General features: G+C 54.8%; 19 protein-coding genes and 1 tRNA gene. 13 read left to right on the top strand and 7 right to left on the bottom strand.

The genetic code is table 11. The features are described from left to right. Position 1: 1 nt before the first annotated feature. Positions 2-1,144: a salmochelin biosynthesis C-glycosyltransferase IroB gene (iroB, locus tag PGR79_RS06920; protein WP_430921321.1), complete on the bottom strand. Its 1,143-nt coding sequence runs from the start codon at positions 1,142-1,144 to the stop codon at positions 2-4. A 53-nt stretch (positions 1,145-1,197) separates the two neighbouring features. Here iroB and PGR79_RS06915 point away from each other — a divergent pair, with 53 nt between their 5' ends. From PGR79_RS06915 to PGR79_RS06875, 9 genes are all read left to right on the top strand, one after another. Beyond that, on the top strand, positions 1,198-1,365 hold the full coding sequence (locus PGR79_RS06915; protein WP_113373050.1) for a hypothetical protein: 168 nt from the start codon (positions 1,198-1,200) through the stop codon (positions 1,363-1,365). Between the two features lie 528 nt (positions 1,366-1,893). Then, positions 1,894-2,676, top strand: a complete 783-nt coding sequence (gene nanR / locus PGR79_RS06910) for a transcriptional regulator NanR (RefSeq protein ID WP_042897796.1) — start codon at positions 1,894-1,896, stop codon at positions 2,674-2,676. A 134-nt stretch (positions 2,677-2,810) separates the two neighbouring features. Continuing rightward, positions 2,811-3,704 (top strand): N-acetylneuraminate lyase, encoded by an 894-nt coding sequence (gene nanA, locus PGR79_RS06905; protein WP_015703468.1) that lies wholly within the window; start codon positions 2,811-2,813, stop codon positions 3,702-3,704. A gap of 137 nt (positions 3,705-3,841) precedes the next feature. Then, complete coding sequence (locus PGR79_RS06900; RefSeq protein WP_015703467.1) at positions 3,842-5,332, top strand: MFS transporter; 1,491 nt, start codon at positions 3,842-3,844, stop codon at positions 5,330-5,332. Between the two features lie 45 nt (positions 5,333-5,377). Then, the gene (locus PGR79_RS06895) at positions 5,378-6,067 is read left to right on the top strand and encodes an N-acetylmannosamine-6-phosphate 2-epimerase (protein ID WP_047079769.1); all 690 of its coding nucleotides are present in this window, start codon (positions 5,378-5,380) and stop codon (positions 6,065-6,067) included. Further along, positions 6,064-6,939 carry an N-acetylmannosamine kinase gene (gene nanK / locus PGR79_RS06890; protein WP_262854163.1) on the top strand — a complete coding sequence of 292 codons (876 nt, stop codon included), beginning with the start codon at positions 6,064-6,066 and terminating at the stop codon, positions 6,937-6,939. Before PGR79_RS06895 ends, nanK begins: the two co-directional genes overlap by 4 nt. After that, a complete protein-coding gene (gene nanQ, locus PGR79_RS06885) occupies positions 6,936-7,409 on the top strand; it encodes an N-acetylneuraminate anomerase (RefSeq protein WP_015703464.1) in 474 nt (157 codons plus the stop codon). The genes nanK and nanQ overlap by 4 nt, the downstream gene beginning before the upstream one ends. Before the next feature lie 115 nt (positions 7,410-7,524). Then, positions 7,525-8,007, top strand: coding sequence for an Hcp family type VI secretion system effector (locus tag PGR79_RS06880; protein WP_015369713.1), 483 nt, complete (start codon positions 7,525-7,527; stop codon positions 8,005-8,007). Between the two features lie 20 nt (positions 8,008-8,027). Continuing rightward, positions 8,028-8,972, top strand: coding sequence for a transcriptional regulator (locus PGR79_RS06875; protein ID WP_411325522.1), 945 nt, complete (start codon positions 8,028-8,030; stop codon positions 8,970-8,972). A 97-nt stretch (positions 8,973-9,069) separates the two neighbouring features. On the opposite strand, the gene PGR79_RS06870 is transcribed toward PGR79_RS06875, so the two are convergent. Together PGR79_RS06870 and PGR79_RS06865 are read right to left on the bottom strand one after the other, a co-directional pair. Then, a tRNA-Phe gene (locus tag PGR79_RS06870) sits at positions 9,070-9,145 on the bottom strand. Between the two features lie 105 nt (positions 9,146-9,250). Continuing rightward, complete coding sequence (locus PGR79_RS06865; protein ID WP_045379610.1) at positions 9,251-9,964, bottom strand: DUF554 domain-containing protein; 714 nt, start codon at positions 9,962-9,964, stop codon at positions 9,251-9,253. A gap of 419 nt (positions 9,965-10,383) precedes the next feature. Between PGR79_RS06865 and PGR79_RS06860 the strand changes: the two genes are divergently transcribed. Beyond that, complete coding sequence (locus tag PGR79_RS06860) at positions 10,384-12,522, top strand: ornithine decarboxylase (protein ID WP_430921318.1); 2,139 nt, start codon at positions 10,384-10,386, stop codon at positions 12,520-12,522. Between the two features lie 223 nt (positions 12,523-12,745). Here PGR79_RS06860 and PGR79_RS06855 read toward each other — a convergent pair whose 3' ends face one another. From PGR79_RS06855 to mutY, 4 genes are all read right to left on the bottom strand, one after another. Then, a complete protein-coding gene (locus tag PGR79_RS06855) occupies positions 12,746-13,999 on the bottom strand; it encodes a nucleoside permease (protein ID WP_087859785.1) in 1,254 nt (417 codons plus the stop codon). A 186-nt stretch (positions 14,000-14,185) separates the two neighbouring features. Then, the gene (mltC, locus tag PGR79_RS06850; protein ID WP_015369719.1) at positions 14,186-15,268 is read right to left on the bottom strand and encodes a membrane-bound lytic murein transglycosylase MltC; all 1,083 of its coding nucleotides are present in this window, start codon (positions 15,266-15,268) and stop codon (positions 14,186-14,188) included. A gap of 48 nt (positions 15,269-15,316) precedes the next feature. After that, the gene (locus tag PGR79_RS06845; protein WP_045392090.1) at positions 15,317-15,592 is read right to left on the bottom strand and encodes an oxidative damage protection protein; all 276 of its coding nucleotides are present in this window, start codon (positions 15,590-15,592) and stop codon (positions 15,317-15,319) included. A gap of 28 nt (positions 15,593-15,620) precedes the next feature. Next, the gene (gene mutY / locus PGR79_RS06840; protein ID WP_113373044.1) at positions 15,621-16,679 is read right to left on the bottom strand and encodes an A/G-specific adenine glycosylase; all 1,059 of its coding nucleotides are present in this window, start codon (positions 16,677-16,679) and stop codon (positions 15,621-15,623) included. Between the two features lie 136 nt (positions 16,680-16,815). Here mutY and trmB point away from each other — a divergent pair, with 136 nt between their 5' ends. From trmB to PGR79_RS06825, 3 genes are read left to right on the top strand one after another with little or no spacing between them, the layout of a single operon-like run. Then, positions 16,816-17,535 (top strand): tRNA (guanosine(46)-N7)-methyltransferase TrmB, encoded by a 720-nt coding sequence (trmB, locus tag PGR79_RS06835; protein WP_045392086.1) that lies wholly within the window; start codon positions 16,816-16,818, stop codon positions 17,533-17,535. Continuing rightward, positions 17,535-17,861 (top strand): YggL family protein, encoded by a 327-nt coding sequence (locus tag PGR79_RS06830; RefSeq protein ID WP_015369722.1) that lies wholly within the window; start codon positions 17,535-17,537, stop codon positions 17,859-17,861. Before trmB ends, PGR79_RS06830 begins: the two co-directional genes overlap by 1 nt. Before the next feature lie 53 nt (positions 17,862-17,914). Beyond that, positions 17,915-18,631, top strand: a complete 717-nt coding sequence (locus PGR79_RS06825) for a DUF2884 domain-containing protein (RefSeq protein ID WP_087859784.1) — start codon at positions 17,915-17,917, stop codon at positions 18,629-18,631. Positions 18,632-18,647 lie beyond the last annotated feature (16 nt).

The following is an 18,647-nucleotide window of genomic DNA, read 5'->3' as shown; positions in this document are numbered from 1 at the left end:
TTTAAAGATGAAATCCGCCACGGCGGCCATTACCTTTTTGCGCCATGGCGGCCAGTTCTTTCGCCACCTCGGTTGGGCAGGCCTGCGCCGCCATTTCCGCTGCCACCTCTTCAGAGGCCGTACGTAATTCGCGATCGTCGAGAAAAGCATTGATCATGCTGCTCGACAGACCTCCGTCGCCGGGGATGATCCCGCAGCCGCGATCGACTACCGCGCGGGCGTTTACTGGGCGATCGGCCCCTTGGCCGAAAACGATCTGTGGAATACCCGCGTGCAGTGCCGTCAGGGTGTTGCCAGCGCCGCCGTGATGGATAAAACCATCGGCGCCGTTGAGGAAGGCGCCCATCGGGATCCAGTCAACCAGGCGAACGTTCGACGGCAACGCGCGTAGATCGGAGCGCGCATTAGCTGAGAGATGCAGAATGATCTCGGCATCGACTTCACTGGCGGAATCCATCACCCAGGAGATCAGATCGAGGCCGTCGACCATCGGTTTGACGGTGCCCAGGCTGACCAGTAGCCTTTTGCGATCGGGCGTGCGTTCCCACCATTCCTCCCAAACCGCACCGCCGTTATACGGCACGTATTGCATGGGAATGATCGGTTCGCCATCGTTTTGCAGGATACTCATACTCGGCGGCGTCACGTCGATCCACGCCATATCCTGCGGCGGAGCTTCGACGCCGTGGCGGCGGTAGGCGTCAGCGAGCGAGCGCGTTACACCTTTGATATGCCAGGGGGTGTGGCCGAAGCCGACGGTTTGCATGACTACCGGGATATCGTATTTGGCGGCGATCAGCGGCCCGACGACGCCGAGGGGAGGATAGACGATAAGGTCGGGCCGCCAGTGTCCGGCAAACTCCACCAGTTGGTCGGCCATCTCTTCGCTGAAGAACGAGAAGTTGCCCATTTTGGTGCCGATGTTACTTTCCTTCCGCTGCGCCTCGCGGCGGCGATAATCGGCCTCAGAATCGAAGCCGGGCGCGGCATCGAACACCACCAGCCCTGCCTCGGCCGCCTTTTGGGCGAATTTACCGCTACTGGCGATAAGCACTTCATGACCGTTAACGCGAAATGCCTGCGCCAAAGACAGCACCGGATACAGCAGCCCATAGAGTGGCGGGCCAACAAACAGAATACGCATGAGAAAATCCCTCTCCGCTTGACGAACTAATTCAGGAAGTCGACGCAGTCAATATGCCGGCCAGCGCGAAGTTAACTATCGTTAACCCGGCTGTGCCTGGCGCTGCGCCATTTTTTAGTTTCGCCAGCGCGGCGCACGGCAACGCCGGCGACCCTATCGCAGGCGGTGAATCCGTAGCGCGCGCTGACGAATCGGGAATTCCCTGTCCCGACTTCCATTAACGCTTGCGCGTCATTGTCCTGATGAACGGTCTGACGCCCCGCCGCACTGCCACGGCGGCTTGTAAGGCCGCATTTGCCGGATGAGAGGCCGGTCAACGCGCTGGGCGATGTCCGTAATTCCTGAAGACACCGTGTCGCATCATCCTGATAGCGTCGCCTTCGCGGGTCGGTAAGGGACAAAGCGCCGTTGTTCAGACGATGCTCGTTCCCTTACGGCCTCGGTATACCTTGCCAAAGAAATCACCAATGCAAATGCTAATGAGAATAATTACCAATATCATTTGCGAATTGCAATGATAAGTAAAAACTTAATGGAACGGGTAAACGTTTATAGGACAAATCGCAGGTGAGCTTTTCAGGAGGGGCGATGGGTTCCAGTAAGTGATGTTGTTCTGCAAGAAAAAAGGCCAATCGGTTGTTTTTTTATTCCGGAAAGCGGCTGCTTACCGCTCTTCATTACCCGTGTAGGATTTGTGATATGATGAAAAAGCGAAACTTTTTCTCTTTTTTCCAGGTTAAACGATACTTATGAGCGCGTTCGATCACTCGTCAGATGACACCCAGGAAACTATCGGCAACAGCCTGCGCCGACGCCCACTGGCGCGCAAAAAGTTGTCTGAAATGGTGGAAGAAGAGTTGGAGCAGATGATTCGTCGCGGCGAGTTTGGCGAAGGTGGACAGCTTCCCTCCGAACGTGAGCTGATGGCGTTTTTTAACGTCGGGCGCCCGTCGGTACGTGAAGCGCTGGCTGCGCTCAAGCGTAAGGGCCTGGTGCAAATCAACAATGGCGAACGTGCGCGAGTCTCGAGACCGTCGGCGGACACCATCATTTCCGAGCTTTCCGGGCTGGCGAAGGATTTTCTCTCCGCGCCTGGCGGTATCGCGCATTTCGAGCAGTTACGCCTTTTTTTCGAATCAAGCCTGGTGCGCTATGCGGCTGAGAACGCCACGGATGAGCAGATTTCCCTGTTAAGCAAGGCGCTGGAGATTAACGGCCAGTCGCTGGATGATAACGCGCAATTTATTCGCTCAGACGTCGATTTCCACCGCGTGCTGGCGGAGATCCCCGGCAACCCTATCTTTATGGCGACGCATGTTGCTTTGCTTGACTGGCTAATCGCTGCGCGGCCGAAAGTGTCGGAGCAAGAGCTTCATCATCACAATAACGTCAGTTTTCAAGAGCATATCGCCATATTTAACGCCATACGCGATCGCGATCCGGACGAAGCCGATCGTGCGTTGCAAACCCACCTCAAAAGTGTTTCCGCCACCTGGCGAGCCTTAGGTAAAACCAAAAAATCCGCTAAATGATCCCTGCTTCGCGATCGGTTTAGTGAACTCGATCGCACAATAAGCTTTCCTTATTGTACTGCTTTAAAAATGTTCTGGTATAACAGGTATAAAGGTACATAGTTAATCCAGTCAAACATCATTACGAGGTATATATGGTTAGCCATTTACGTGGCGTGATGCCCGCGCTTCTGACCCCATTCGACGCACAGCAGAACATCGATCGGGCGAGCCTGCGTCGGTTAGTACGTTTCAATATTGAGCAGGGCGTTGATGGGGTTTACGTCGGCGGATCGACCGGGGAGGCCTTCGTTCAGAGCCTGTCCGAGCGCGAAGAAGTCCTTGAAATCGTAGCGGAAGAGGCGAAAGGGAAAATTACCTTAATTGCGCATGTTGGTTGCGTCAGTACGGCGGAAAGCCAGCAGCTGGCGGTGGCGGCTAAGCGCTATGGTTTTGATGCGGTTTCCGCGGTAACGCCGTTCTACTACCCGTTCAGCTTTGAAGAGCACTGCGATCATTATCGCGCAATTATTGATTCTGCTGATGGGATACCGATGGTGGTCTATAACATTCCGGCGCTGAGTGGGGTAAAACTGACCTTAGAGCAGATTAACCAACTGGTGACATTACCGGGGGTGGGCGCGTTAAAACAAACGTCTGGCGATCTCTATCAAATGGAGCAAATCCGTCGCGCGCATCCGGAACTGGTGCTCTACAACGGCTATGACGAAATTTTCGCTTCCGGCTTGCTGGCGGGCGCTGACGGCGGGATCGGTAGTACCTATAACATTATGGCCTGGCGCTATCTGGGGATCGTGCAGGCGCTGAAAGAGGGCGACACCGCGAAGGCGCAGCAGCTGCAGCATGAGTGTAATAAGGTCATCGATCTGTTAGTCAAAGTGGGCGTATTCCGTGGACTGAAAACGGTGCTGCACTATATGGATGTGCTCTCCGTACCACTCTGCCGTAAACCGTTTGCGCCGGTAGAGGATAAATTCCAGGCCGAATTGAAAGCGCTGGCGCAGCAGTTAATGCAGGAGCGCGGCTGATTTCTCGCCGGAGACGCTCATAAACTGCGCTTTCGATAAGAGATTTAATCAGACATCTGAAGCGGGCGTCATCCGGCAACAACGATATTCAATTCATACCAAAGCGAGTGGGCGCAGCCCATCGCGGGAGACTCACCATGAGTACAACAACCCAGAACATCCCGTGGTATCGTCATCTTAACCGGGCGCAGTGGCGGGCATTTTCCGCCGCCTGGTTAGGGTATTTGCTTGATGGTTTTGATTTTGTCTTAATCGCCCTGGTGCTCACTGAGGTTCAGGGGGAATTCGGTTTAACGACGGTGCAGGCGGCAAGCCTGATTTCCGCCGCTTTTATCTCTCGCTGGTTTGGCGGCTTGATGCTCGGGGCAATGGGGGATCGCTACGGTCGCCGCCTGGCGATGGTGACCAGCATTGTTCTTTTTTCGTTGGGTACGCTGGCCTGTGGTTTTGCCCCTGGCTACACCTCTCTCTTTATTGCCCGGCTGGTTATTGGGATGGGCATGGCGGGAGAATATGGCTCCAGCGCCACCTATGTTATTGAAAGCTGGCCGAAACACTTGCGGAACAAGGCGAGTGGATTTCTGATCTCTGGCTTCTCGGTTGGCGCCGTCGTCGCCGCGCAGGTTTATAGTCTGGTGGTGCCCGTTTGGGGCTGGCGTGCGCTCTTTTTCATCGGCATTGTCCCCATCGTTTTTGCCCTCTGGCTGCGTAAAAACATTCCGGAAGCGGAAGACTGGAAAGAGAAGCACGAAGGTAAAGCGCCGGTACGTACGATGGTCGATATTCTCTATCGCGGCCAGCATCGGGTGCTAAACATCATCATGACCTTTGTGGCCGGCGCGTCGTTATGGTACTGCTTTGCCGGCGAGGCGCGTATCGCCGGGTTGGTTGCGCTGCTGGGCCTGGTATGCGCCATTATTTTCATCAGTTTCATGGTGCAAAGCAGCGGTAAACGCTGGCCGACCGGCGTGATGTTGATGGTGGTGGTGCTATTCGCTTTCCTCTACTCCTGGCCGATTCAGGCGCTGCTGCCTACTTATCTGAAAACTGAACTGGCCTATGATCCACATACTGTTGCTAACGTATTGTTCTTTAGCGGTTTTGGTGCAGCCGTCGGCTGCTGCGTCGGCGGTTTCCTCGGCGACTGGCTGGGGACCCGTAAAGCTTACGTTTGCAGTTTACTGGCTTCGCAACTGCTCATCGTTCCGGTATTTGCGATAGGCGGCACCAATGTTTGGGTGCTCGGTTTGTTACTGTTCTTCCAGCAAATGCTGGGTCAAGGAATTTCAGGGATCTTACCGAAGCTGATCGGCGGTTATTTCGAAACCGATCAGCGTGCTGCGGGTCTGGGATTTACTTACAACGTCGGTGCTTTGGGCGGCGCGTTAGCGCCGATTCTCGGGGCGTTAATTGCTCAACGCCTGGATTTAGGCACCGCGCTGGGTTCGCTCTCCTTTAGCCTGACGTTCGTGGTGATCTTACTCATCGGGCTTGATATGCCAACTCGCGTCCAGCGGTGGATCCGCCCGGAAGCCATGCGTACCCATGATGCGATCGATGGCAAACCGTTCAGCGGCGCAGTGCCGTTTGGTCGCGGTAAAAGCACATTAGCGAAAAGTAAAAATTAACCATGGCGCCCGGCCAATCACGAATGTTTGCCTAAGGATATGATGATGTCTCTACTTCAACAGCTTAATCAAAACATTGCGCAATCTGGTGGTTTGATAGTTTCCTGCCAGCCTGTACCAAATAGCCCGCTGGATAAGCCTGAAATTGTCGCTGCGATGGCCCTGGCGGCGGAGCAGGCAGGGGCGGTCGCGCTGCGTATTGAAGGTATTGATAATTTACGCGCCACCCGCGCCGTCGTTTCTATTCCTATCATCGGGATTATGAAACGCGATCTCGACGATTCGCCAGTCCGGATCACCCCGTTCCTTGAAGATGTTGATGCGCTGGCGCAAGGCGGGGCGGATATTATCGCCGTGGATGGTACCGATCGCCTGCGCCCGGTTACCGTTGCGGCACTGCTGGCGCGAATTCATCAGCATGCTTTGCTGGCGATGGCCGACTGTTCCACTTTTGAAGATGGGATGGCTTGCCAGCAGCAGGGAGCCGACATTATCGGGACGACGCTTTCTGGCTACACGACGGTAAAAACGCCGGAAGAACCCGATTTCGCTCTGGTGAAAACACTCAGCGAGGCCGGATGCCGGGTGATTGCGGAGGGGCGCTACAATACCCCGGCGCAGGCGGCAACTGCGATGCGCCAGGGGGCATGGGCCGTGACCGTTGGCTCTGCCATCACTCGTCTTGAGCATATCTGCCAGTGGTATAACTCGGCGTTAAAAAAGGCGGTGTCATGACTACGCTTGCTATTGATATCGGCGGAACCAAACTCGCCGCCGCGCTGGTGGATGATGACCTGAACCTCCTTAAACGCCGTGAGTTGCCGACACCCGCCAGCAAAATGCCGGAAGCGCTATGTTCGGCGCTGCAAGAGCTGATCGTGCCGTTATTTGCTCGCGCCCAGCGAGTGGCAATTGCCTCTACCGGAATAATTAGCGGCGGCGTGCTTTCGGCCATCAATCCCCACAATCTGGGCGGTTTGCAGCATTTTCCGCTGACGCAGACCCTGGAAAAAATCACCGGCCTACCCACACTGGCGGTTAACGATGCGCAAGCTGCGGCATGGGCGGAATACCATGCTCTGGGGGATGAATGTCGCGACATGGTTTTCATCACGGTATCCACAGGTGTGGGGGGCGGTGTAGTGAGTAATGGTCGGCTAATCACCGGGAATGGCGGTCTCGCCGGCCATCTGGGCCATACGTTAGCGGACCCGAATGGACCGCTATGCGGTTGTGGTCGGCGCGGCTGCGTAGAGGCTGTTGCTTCCGGACGTGGAATGGCGGCCGCAGCCCAGGGAGAACTCAGCGGATGTGATGCGAAAACGATTTTCATCCGTGCCGGGCAGGATGATGAGCAGGCTATTGGGCTTATTCACCGTTCGGCACAGACCTTAGCGAGATTGATCGCTGATGTAAAAGCGACAACGGATTGCCAGCGCGTGGTGGTCGGTGGCAGCATCGGCCTGGCGGAAGGTTATCTGGAGATGGTGAGAGCTTACCTTGCGCAGGAACCGTCGGTATATCACGTAATGTTACAACCCGCGCATTACCGACATGACGCGGGATTGCTGGGAGCGGTGTTACTGGCTCGGGAGAATAACTCATGATAGCAGGTGATATTGGAACGCTAACCGCCTCCGGGATACATCCCGTTTTAGCCGAAGCGTTGATGCTGGCGGTAGCCGCTTGTCCACAGGAGAAATCTCCTGGACGTTTCAATCTACGCGGTGACGATATTTTTATGAACGTCATGGTATTTACTACCCAGCCAGCGGAAAGTAAAAAATCGGAACAGCATGCGCAATATATCGATATTCAACTGTTGCTAAGCGGTGAAGAACGTATTCTGTGGGGAATGGTAAATTGTGCACAGCAGTGCGAAGCGATACACGTTGAAGAGGATTATCAGTTGTGTAATGCGATTGAAAATCAGCAGGCCATTACGCTACGGCCTGGTAATTTCGTGATATTTATGCCTGGTGAGCCGCATAAACCTGGATGTATTACGACATTGCCGCAGGAGATTAAAAAGGTAGTCGTTAAGGTTAATGTTAGCCTTTTGCAAAACGAATACTGATGCTGAGATTATTCCTGGTTTTGTTTGTGTAATGTGTTCTTCATTTAAATCTGCAAAATTTAAACTAGCTTATTAGGGGGCTCCTTTTCTTAAAACATGCAATATAGGGACTGTTATGGCTATTGATATGTATCTGAAGGTTGATGGGGTAACCGGTGAATCTAACGACTCAAATCATAAAAATTGGATAGATGTTTTGTCATTTAGCTGGGCGGCTGAGCAGCCTGGGAATATGAGCGTTGGCGGCGGTGGCGGAGCGGGTAAAGTTAATTTTCAGGACCTTTCGGTACAAGCATTGATAGATAAAGCAACGCCGGCAGTTCTCAAGTTTTGCGCTAGCGGTAAACATGTCGCTAAAGTCGAACTATCAATTTGCAAAGCCGGCGGCTCGCAAATTGAGTATTCGCGTGTTGTCCTTGAAGATGTTCTGGTGACGAAAACCAGTTTTAGCGGTGTGGGTCATACCGACACTATTATGGTGAATTACCTGTTTCAGGCATCTAAAGTTAATCTGCATTATTGGGAGCAGTCTTCCCAAGGGACCAAAGGCGCAGAAACTAAATCGGGTTGGGATATCAAACAGAATAAAGAAATTTAATCGACGCTGGAGCGCCTGCAATGCCAGATATTACCTCCGAGATAAATGCGGTTCTCTCCGATCATTCCCGGTTTGACGCGGAGCAGCTGGATATTATTATTTCATTCGTCAATGAACTGGATAAAGGAACATTGAGTCAGTTTGAGAACGCTCCGGATCGCACGATTATGGATACCTATGAGCGGTTGCTTTCTGCCAGTAAAGAGCCTGCCAGAAGACAACGCGACGAAGAATACGAACTGGAATCTCTGACGGGGGCCAGTCGTCGTACTGCTACCATGAGCAATCATGCCGCGTTTTTTGATCGCTTCAGAACAACGCCTGCGCATATGTATGGTTACGGCGGTAACGTCTACCGGGATCAGACTAAAAGCTATTATGATGTAGCCGGTAAAATACTGGCAGGCATTGGCGGGCTCGCTTCTTTTGGCGCAGGTACAGCCGCCATCGCCGCCTCGCAGGCGGGTTCGTCGCTTTCGGGTATAGCAGCGCGTTATGCGTTATCTTCTGTCGGCGCGACCGGCCTGGCCGCTGGCGCGATGGCGTTGCTCCGTAATAATTTTTCCGATGTTCAGGTTGCGACGAATAAAGATTTCCTCGAAACCATCAAGTCTATCGCCAAGCTAAGAAACAAGCTGAATGATTTCTTCCAGGGCCTCAACAACAAAGTCTATTCGGATAAGACAAAAGCAGAAACGGCGCTCAACAATGAAATGAGGTCACATCCGTTACGTTTTGGTGTCGGTTCAGGAAGTCAGGTAGTACATGCAAACCTGGCCCCTATTCAACGTTTGGTCACTCAGGACTTTGTTACCGTAAACCACGAGATCAGAGCCAAAATTCTGCCGAAGGGTACAAATTCAGCCTGGAGTGTTGCGGTTTCGAGCTCAGAAATGGGTTGGGATGAACGGGTATTGGACCAGGCTAACATGGGCATTCTGCAGCAGGTCGTTCATCAGCTTTAACGCGGTTGTGTTGGCGGCGAATAATCGAACGCAGTTCGATGGAGAGTCCGGCTGCAGAAAAGCAAAAACCCGCCTTTTGGGCGGGTTCTTTAAATAGTGGTGCCCGGACTCGGAATCGAACCAAGGACACGGGGATTTTCAATCCCCTGCTCTACCGACTGAGCTATCCGGGCAACGGGGCGCATTAAACCTGATTCACCGCGCCTCGTCAACGAAATTTATAAATTTCGCAGCAGACTGCACAATCTATCACCACTTTGCCGTAAAAGCACGCGTCGTCAGGCAAAAAAGGCCGTCCACGCGACCGAAATCGGCATTGCCAGTAGCAGGGCGGGGAGCATATTGACCACCGCGAACATCTTAATCCCGCAGATACGCAGGCCGGTCGCCACCAGCAGCATACCGCCGACGGCGCTGAAGTCGGCCATCATCATCGGCGTGGTCAGCGGCATGATAAGCGAGGCGCAGGCCGCCAGACTCAGCTGAATCAGCAGCATCGGCACCGAGATTGCCGACACCGCCAGCCCCAGGGTGCAGGCGAAAATAGTGGCGGTGAAAAAATCGAGAAACGCTTTGGCGATAAGGATGCTGGCGTCGCCGGTCATTCCTTCGCGCATGGCGCCAAAAACGCCCGTACCGCTGGCGCAAAATAGCACGATGATCGCCACGTAGCTCTGAATATAAGACTCGTGGGCCGAGGCCTTTTTCCTGCCCTTTGGCGACAATAGTTGCTGGAGTTTGCTCACCAGGGTATTGATGCCTTTCTCCATATTACACACTTCGCCGAGCAGCGCGCCGACCAGCGTCGCCAGCACCATCACCGGCAGGTTGGCGCACTTGATGACCAGTAAAATACCAATCCCCAGTGATGCCAACCCAAAAATCGAGGTCATCGAGGTGCGGATCCGTTCCGGCAATCGTTGGCTCAGCAGCGCGCCCAGTACGCCGCCGACAAGCACCGCGCTGGCGTTAATAAATGGCCCTATAACCAAAGTAAACTCCTGTTAATTATTCCTGATGTCCGCATTATTATGACGTTGTTTCGCCGCTAAGGCTTGCGGATACGTGGGGAGAATGCATATGGATTTCATCTTGCGCCACTTTCGGAAAGGTGCCATGATTGCGCGGATTTTCACCTCTTTACCCTGAGGCCGCCGGGATGACGACATCGCCATTACATCGCCGTTGCCGCTGCGTACTGCTGCGCGGTATGCCTCGTTCCTTACTCTCCCTGTTCACCATGCGGTGAAGGCCACGTATGCTCACTGTAGGACAACAGTAAGATCGGACGCGTCTGCTTTTACTGATGTCCGGCGGTCGGAGCTGAATTCCGTCAGACCCGGACACATCGTTGGGCAAGGCTCCACCTTTGCCTGAGATTTTTACACTCCCGATACGGGCATTTGCGCTTATGAAATCTATGCACATTGCCGCCAGCTGCGAGCTGGTCTCCCGTCTGTCCACCCATCGTCAGGTTGTGGCGCTGGACAGCACTGATTTTACCGATGCGGCAGCGGTCGTCATCACCGCGGCGGATAGCCGCAGCGGTATCCTGGCCCTGCTCAAGCGCAGCGGATTCAATCTGCCGGTCTATCTATTTAGCGAAACGCAAACGGATAAACCGGAAGGAGTCGTCGCGGTGATTAGCGGCAAAGAGCAGGAGTGGCTGGAGCTGGAAGCGGCCGCCTGCGGCTATGAAGAGAAACTGCTGCCGCCATTTTTCAATACGCTTAGCCAGTACGTTGAGATGGACAACAGCACTTTCGCCTGTCCCGGCCATCAGCATGGCGCGTTCTTTAAAAAGCATCCCGCGGGCCGCCAGTTCTACGAGTTTTTCGGCGAGAACGTTTTTCGCGCTGACATGTGCAACGCCGACGTCAAGCTCGGCGATCTGCTGATCCATGAAGGTTCGGCGAAGCACGCGCAGAAATTTGCGGCAAAAGTCTTCAATGCCGATAAAACCTACTTCGTGCTTAACGGCACTTCCGCGGCGAACAAGGTCGTGACCAATGCGCTGCTGACCCGCGGCGATCTGGTACTGTTCGATCGCAACAACCATAAATCAAACCACCATGGCGCGCTGATCCAGGCCGGGGCGACGCCGGTCTATCTGGAAGCCGCGCGTAACCCGTTCGGCTTTATCGGCGGCATCGACGACCACTGCTTTGATGAAACCTACCTGCGCGAGCTGATCCGCGAAGCGGCGCCGGAAAAAGCCGACGCGCGGCGCCCGTTCCGTCTGGCGGTGATCCAACTGGGCACCTATGACGGCACGGTGTATAACGCGCGTCAGGTGGTCGATAAAATCGGCCATCTCTGCGATTACATTCTGTTTGACTCGGCGTGGGTCGGTTACGAGCAGTTTATCCCGATGATGGCTGACTGCTCGCCGCTGCTGTTGGATCTCAATGAAAACGATCCGGGCATTTTTGTGACGCAATCGGTGCATAAGCAGCAGGCCGGTTTTTCGCAGACCTCACAAATCCACAAGAAAGATAACCATCTGCGCGGCCAGGCGCGTTTCTGCCCGCATAAGCGGCTGAATAACGCCTTTATGTTGCATGCTTCCACCAGTCCGTTTTATCCGTTGTTCGCCTCGCTCGATGTGAATGCCAAAATCCACGAAGGAGAGAGCGGTCGGCGGCTGTGGGCGGAGTGCGTTGAGCTGGGTATCGAAGCGCGTAAAGCGATACTAGCGCAGTGTAAATTGTTGCGGCCGTTTGTACCGCCGCTGGTCGGCGGGAAACTGTGGCAGGAGCATTCGACGGCGACTATCGCCAGTGAACGTCGCTTCTTTAGCTTCGAACCGGGCGCGAGCTGGCACGGCTTTAGCGGTTATGCTGACAATCAATACTTTGTCGATCCGTGTAAGCTGCTGCTGACCACGCCGGGCATCGATGCCGATAGCGGAGACTATACCGAGTTTGGCATCCCGGCGACCATCCTGGCGCACTACCTGCGCGAAAACGGCATCGTGCCGGAGAAGTGCGATCTCAACTCGATTTTGTTCCTGCTGACGCCGGCGGAAAGCGCGGAAAAACTGGCGCGGCTGGTGGCGATGCTGGCCCAGTTCGAACAGCATATCGAAGCGGATTCGCCGCTTGCTGAGGTATTGCCGACTATTTACAACAAATACCCGGTTCGCTACCGCGATTACACCATTCGCCAGCTGTGTCAGGAAATGCACGATCTGTACGTCAGTTTTGATGTTAAAGACCTGCAAAAGGCGATGTTCCGCAAGCAGAGTTTCCCGCCGGTGGTGATGAACCCGCAGGACGCCAACCGTGAATTTATCCGCGGTAACGTTGAGTTGGTGCGCCTGAGCGAGGCCGAAGGCCGCATCGCGGCGGAAGGGGCGCTACCGTATCCGCCGGGCGTGCTGTGCGTGGTGCCGGGCGAAATCTGGGGCGGCGCGGTACTGCGCTACTTCCTCGCGCTGGAAGAGGGGGTCAATATGCTGCCAGGCTTTTCGCCGGAGCTGCAGGGGGTTTATAGCGAAACGGATACCGATGGTATTAAGCGGTTGTATGGGTATGTGCTGAAAGCGTAAACCGGGACCAGGCATTGTGCGCGTATTTTGCCGGATGGCGGCTGGCGCCTTATCCGGCCTACGGTCCGTGCGGCCTGCCTTTAATTTAATCATCGTGCTGGCTGAAACTGCCGGTACCAATGACCTCAAAACCCCCGGTGGCGCTGTCGCTTACCGGGGCTACAGCGCTGTGCGATTTGGTAGCCCGGAGAAGGCGCAACGCGCCGTCACCGGGCAATGACGATCAGGCGTGATGGCGCGCGGCGGCAGGCTGTCTGACGTGTTGATACTTAAACAGCGCTACGAAAGCGAAGGCCAGCACCAGCGAGTAGGCGGCGAAAATCAGCCACACGCTTTGCCAGTTAGTGATCCCCTCAACGGTAAAGTGCTCGACAACTTTGCCACTCACCATCCCACCAAGGATACAGCCGAAGCCGTTGGTCATCATCAGGAACATTCCCTGGGCGCTGGCGCGGATTTCCGGACGTACCTCTTTCTCAACGAACACTGAACCAGAGATGTTGAAGAAATCGAAGGCGCAGCCGTAGACGATCATCGACAGTACCAGCAGCACGGTACCGAACGGCGTCGGATCGCCGAAGGCGAACAGGCCGAAGCGCAGCATCCACGCCACGATACTAATCAGCATCACGTTCTTAATGCCGTAGCGGCTAAGGAAGAACGGGATGGTCAGGATAAACAGCGTTTCGGAGATCTGCGAAATCGACATCAATACCGACGCGTGCTCGACGATAAAGCTACCGGAGAACAGCGGGTCTTTATCGAAGCTGTGCAGGAAGGTGTTGCCAAACATATTAGTGATTTGCAGTTCGGCGCCGAGCATCATGGAAAAGATAAAGAAGATTGCCATACGCTTGTTTTTAAACAGCGCAAAAGCGTTCAGGCCGAGCATCTCGGTCCAGCTCTGGTTACGTTGGGCGTTGGCGACCGGAATATGCGGCAGCGTCAGGGTGAACAGCGCCAGCAAGACCGACAGCGTCGCGCCGATATAAAGCTGCATATGGCTAAGCTCGAAGCCCGAGAAGCTAACGCCCCACATGGCGAGGATAAAGCCGATGGTGCCCCAGATACGAATTGGCGGGAAATCGGTCACGATATCCAGCCCCGCCGACTGCAGGCGGTAGTAGGAGATGGTGTTGATCAAGCCAAGCGTCGGCATATAGGCCAGCGAGTTAAGCAAGATCACGAGGAACATCTCGCCTGGCGTGGTGACCTGCGCCGCGAGGTACAGCGTTAATGCGCCGACCAGGTGGCAGATGGCATACACCCATTTGGCGCTGATCCATTTATCGGCGACGATCCCGAGCAACGTTGGCATCAGGACGGCGGCGATACCGAGCGAGCTATACACCGCACCGATGGCCGCGCCGTCAAACTTCAGCGTAACAAACATGTACGAGCCGAGCGTGGTCAGCCAACTCCCCCAAAGGCAGAACTGCAGGAACGACAGTATTTTTAACTGCAGCTTAAGATTCATGTATTTATCCTCACGAATGTGGGCTGGTTATGTTTTTTAAATAACATAACCACCGTTATTTTGATGCGATTCTATCATTCAGCGGTTACAAGCTTCTGTTAACTGCCGCAGAAAATCGAAAGATATTACGAAGTATGTCGTATAAAAGAGAGGCCCGGTGCGATGTCCGGGCCTGCGGGAGAGGGGCTACTTACGGCGATAGCTTTTCTGCGCGGTGTTAACTTTATACAGATAACGGCGCGATTCCGCCGACGGATGGCGGGTGGTGAGCGTCTGGTAGACGTCGCCTGGGGCCATGCTGTTAATGATGTTCGCCGCCTGGACTTTATCGCTGGAGAAGACGCGCAGTACGCTGCCGGCGCCGCCGTTATAGGCGGTGATCACCGCGTAGCGACGCGAGGTGGGGTTATCGATGCCGGCGAGATAAACGTTGTTCAGCATCGCCAGATAGGCGGTACCGGTATCGATGTTATTCGCCGGGTCAAACAGATAGCTGCGGCTCGGCAGGCCGGATTTGCCCTGCGAGCGGAAGACGTCTTTCCCCGCGCTGTGCTGGACGACCTGCATCAGCCCCATGGCATCCGCGTGGCTTACCGCATAGGGGTTAAACGACGACTCTGTCTGCATTATCGCAAGGATCAGCGACTCATCTACACCGTATTTACGCGAGGCCTGGCGCACCATGCCGAGATATTTATGCGCACGTTTATCGAGGTGGTTCGGCACCAGGTTGATGGTGATGCTATAGACCACGCGCAGGCCATTGCTGCGGCTCTTCAGGCGGGTTTGCAGCAGATAATCGGCATAGCGCGCGGCGCGCCACTCCCAGCGGATGGATTCACCGGTGTTATCAACGACCTGGCCGTAGAGGAACGGTTCTTTGGAAATCTGAATATCATCGACATCGGAATAGAGGTCGATAGAGTTGGGGTCATCGCCCATCAACAGGGTTTTGATAATCGCCTGGCGTAACCGTCCTTGCGGATCGGTCCCGGCGATGGTCTCGACGGTAATCGTACCGGCATCAAAGTTGATGTGGCTGCGGGTTTGATACTGGTCGGTATATTTTACGTAGTCCTTCGGCCCGGCGAGCAGAACTTCGTTATACCCCCAAATGTTCTCGATGTTATGGGCAAACTGGCCCATCAGGATATCGAATCCGTTAGTGTCCTTGACCCAGGCCTCGTTATATTCGGCGCCTTTTTTATTGGAACTGGAACAGGACACGAGCAGTGGCGCAATCAGCGCGAGCGCTAAGTATTTTTTCATCATTCCGGGAGTGCGTGTTGTGTTTGTTTGGTAAAGGCCGTGAGGCCCTTACTGTTGTTCCGGCGGCGTGTAGCCTTCGATGTGAACGTCTTTCCCTTCAAACAGGAACTGCACCATCTCCTGTTCCAGCAGCTTGCGGTGCTCCGGGTTCATCATGCTGAGTTTTTTCTCGTTGATCAGCATGGTCTGCTTATGCTGCCATTGCGCCCAGGCCTCTTTGGAAATTTCGTTGTAAATGCGCTTACCGAGTTCGCCCGGATAGAGCTGGAAATCCTGGCCATCCGCTTCACGCTGCAAGAAAGTACAAAAAATCGTTCTGCTCATAATCAATCCTCTTTTATAGCCGAAAAAACTAGACCGGCGTTCCGGCTTTCAACTGTTGCAACAAGCGCTCCACGGGGGCCGCCAGTCCGACCGATGGCGGCTGCGCTAAGTTATACCAGAGTGCGTTACCTTCATCCATGCATGCGCCAGATGAGTGCACTGTAAGCCACATCGGCACAATATCCAGGTGGAAATGGCTGAAAGTGTGGCGGAAGGCGGTTAATTGCGTCAGATTATCGGCCTTTATCTGACGTTGCGCCAGCCACTCACGCAGCCCGGCTTCATCCTCAAACTGCGGAAAACAGAACAATCCGCCCCATAAACCCACCGGCGGACGTTGGGAAAGAAACACCTCGTCGCCGTGCTGCATCAGCAGGAAGTAGCCGGTGCGCTCCGGGATGGTCTGCTTCGGTTTTTTCCCCGGATATTCCGCCCATGAATGGTTAGCGTAGGCCACGCAGCCGTTACTCAGCGGGCACAGTTCGCACTTCGGCTTCGAGCGGGTACAAACCATGGCGCCGAGATCCATCATCGCCTGGTTGAAGCGTTCTACGCCCTGCGCCGGCGTCACCTCTTCGCTTATTTCCCACAGCCGTTTTTCCACCTCTTTTTTCCCCGGCCAGCCGCTCACAGCATAGCAGCGGGCGAGTACCCGCTTCACGTTGCCGTCGAGAATCGGATAATGCTGACCGAGCGAAAGGGATAAAATCGCCCCCGCCGTCGAGCGCCCGACGCCGGGAAGCGCGGCCACCTCTTCAAAGGTTTGCGGGAACTCGCCGCCGTGTTGCGTGGCGACCTGCTGCGCGGCTTTATGTAAATTGCGCGCCCGCGCGTAGTAGCCAAGGCCGGTCCACAGATGCAGCACTTCATCCAGCGGCGCGTTGGCTAAATCAACAACCGTTGGGAAATGCGCCATAAAGCGTTCAAAATAGGGAATAACCGTGGTGACCTGGGTTTGTTGCAACATCACTTCGGAGAGCCATACTTTGTAGGGCGTCTTGGCGATTTGCCAGGGCAGGGTTTTACGGCCGTATTTGTCGTACCAGTCCAGGACCTGGGCTGAAAATTGCGCGGCGAGAAAAGTCAAAGCTACGGCTCCGGAATCGCGATTACAGGGTGGCAGATTGCAGCACAAGGGCGAGTGGCTGTAAACCCTTGCATCCGCCGGGTAACTTTGGATAATGCCCGTTTTCCGAACACATTCACAAGCAGACTTAACTTTTATGAAAAACGACGTCATTTCTCCGGAATTCGATGAAAACGGTCGCCCGCTGCGCCGTATTCGTAGCTTCGTCCGTCGCCAGGGCCGCCTGACGAAAGGGCAGCAGCATGCGCTGGATAACATTTGGCCGGTGATGGGCGTTGAATTCAACGATGCGCCGCTCGATTTCGCCGCCCTGTTTGGCCGCGAAGCGCCGGTCACCTTAGAAATTGGTTTCGGCATGGGCGCCTCGCTGGTGGCGATGGCGAAAGCTAAACCGGAGCAAAACTTCCTCGGTATTGAAGTGCACTCGCCGGGCGTCGGCGCATGCCTGGCGTCCGCGGAAGAAGAAGGCGTACAAAATCTGCGCGTAATGTGTCACGATGCGGTCGAAGTGCTGCACACTATGATCCCGGATAACTCGCTGAATATGGTGCAGCTGTTTTTCCCTGACCCGTGGCATAAAGCGCGTCATAATAAACGTCGTATCGTGCAGCCGCCTTTCGCCGAGCTGGTGAAAAGTAAGCTGAAGCTGGGCGGCGTCTTCCATATGGCGACCGACTGGGAAGCCTATGCCGAGCATATGCTGGAAGTGATGTCTTCGCTGGAAGGCTATCGTAACCTGTCGGAAAGTAACGATTACGTACCGCGCCCGGAATCGCGCCCGGTAACCAAATTTGAACAACGTGGTCATCGTCTTGGCCACGGCGTATGGGACTTAATGTTCGAGAGGGTGAAATAATGGCCAAGAATCGTAGCCGTCGTCTGCGTAAAAAAATGCATATCGACGAGTTTCAGGAGTTAGGTTTCTCCGTAGCCTGGCGTTTCCCGGAAGGGACCAGCGAAGAGCAGATCGACCAGACGGTCAACGATCTGATTGAAGAGGTCATTGAGCCGAACAAACTGGCCTTTGACGGCAGCGGTTATCTCTCGTGGGAAGGGCTCATCTGCATGCAGGAAATCGGTAAATGTACCGAAGAGCATCAGGCCATCGTTCGCAAGTGGCTGGAAGATCGTAAATTAGCGGATGTGCGCACCAGCGAACTTTTTGACGTCTGGTGGGACTAAGTTTGACAAGGGTCGGCAATTGCCGGCCCGATTTGTCTTAAGGGAGTAAAAAGATGCGCAAAACGCTGCTGGCGGTGGCGCTTTCCGTCACCGCTTTGTCTGCCCACGCGGACTACCAGTGTAGCGTCACGCCGCGTGACGATGTGATCCTCAGCCCGCAGCAGGTGCAGGTGAAGGGTGAAAACGGCGATCTGGTGATTAAGCCGGACGGCAATCTGACCTTTAACGGTAAAGCCTATGCCCTTAGCGCCGCCCAGCGCGAACAGGCGCAAGATTATCAGGCCGGTCTGCGCAGCAGCCTGCCGTGGATTGACGACGGCGCGCGCTCGCGCGTCGAAAAGGGCCGCAAGGCGCTGGATAAAATCATCACCGAGCAGGTCGGCGCCAGCAGCAGTATGCATAGCCGCCTGACCAAGCTGGACGCGCAGCTGAAAGAACAGATGAACCGCATTATCGAACGTCGCAGCGATGGCCTGACTTTCCACTATAAAGCTATCGATCAGGTTCGCGCCGATGGCCAACAGCTGGTGAATCAGGCGATGGGCGGCATTCTGCAGGACAGTATCAACGAGATGGGCGCGAAAGCGGTGCTCAAAGGCGGCGGCAATCCGCTGCAGGGCATTCTCGGCAGTCTTGGCGGCCTGCAAACCGCAATTCAGGATGAGTGGAAAAACCAGGAAGCGGATTTCCAGCAGTTCGGCAAAGATGTCTGCGGCCGGGTGGTTTCGCTGGAAGAGAGCCGCAAAGCGCTGGTTGGCTCGTTAAAATAATCAAGATTTCGCGGCC

The organism is Klebsiella sp. 141161 (genome assembly GCF_050600815.1).
Classification (GTDB): domain Bacteria; phylum Pseudomonadota; class Gammaproteobacteria; order Enterobacterales; family Enterobacteriaceae; genus Klebsiella; species Klebsiella aerogenes.
This window is presented reverse-complemented; position numbering and strand designations above follow the sequence as displayed.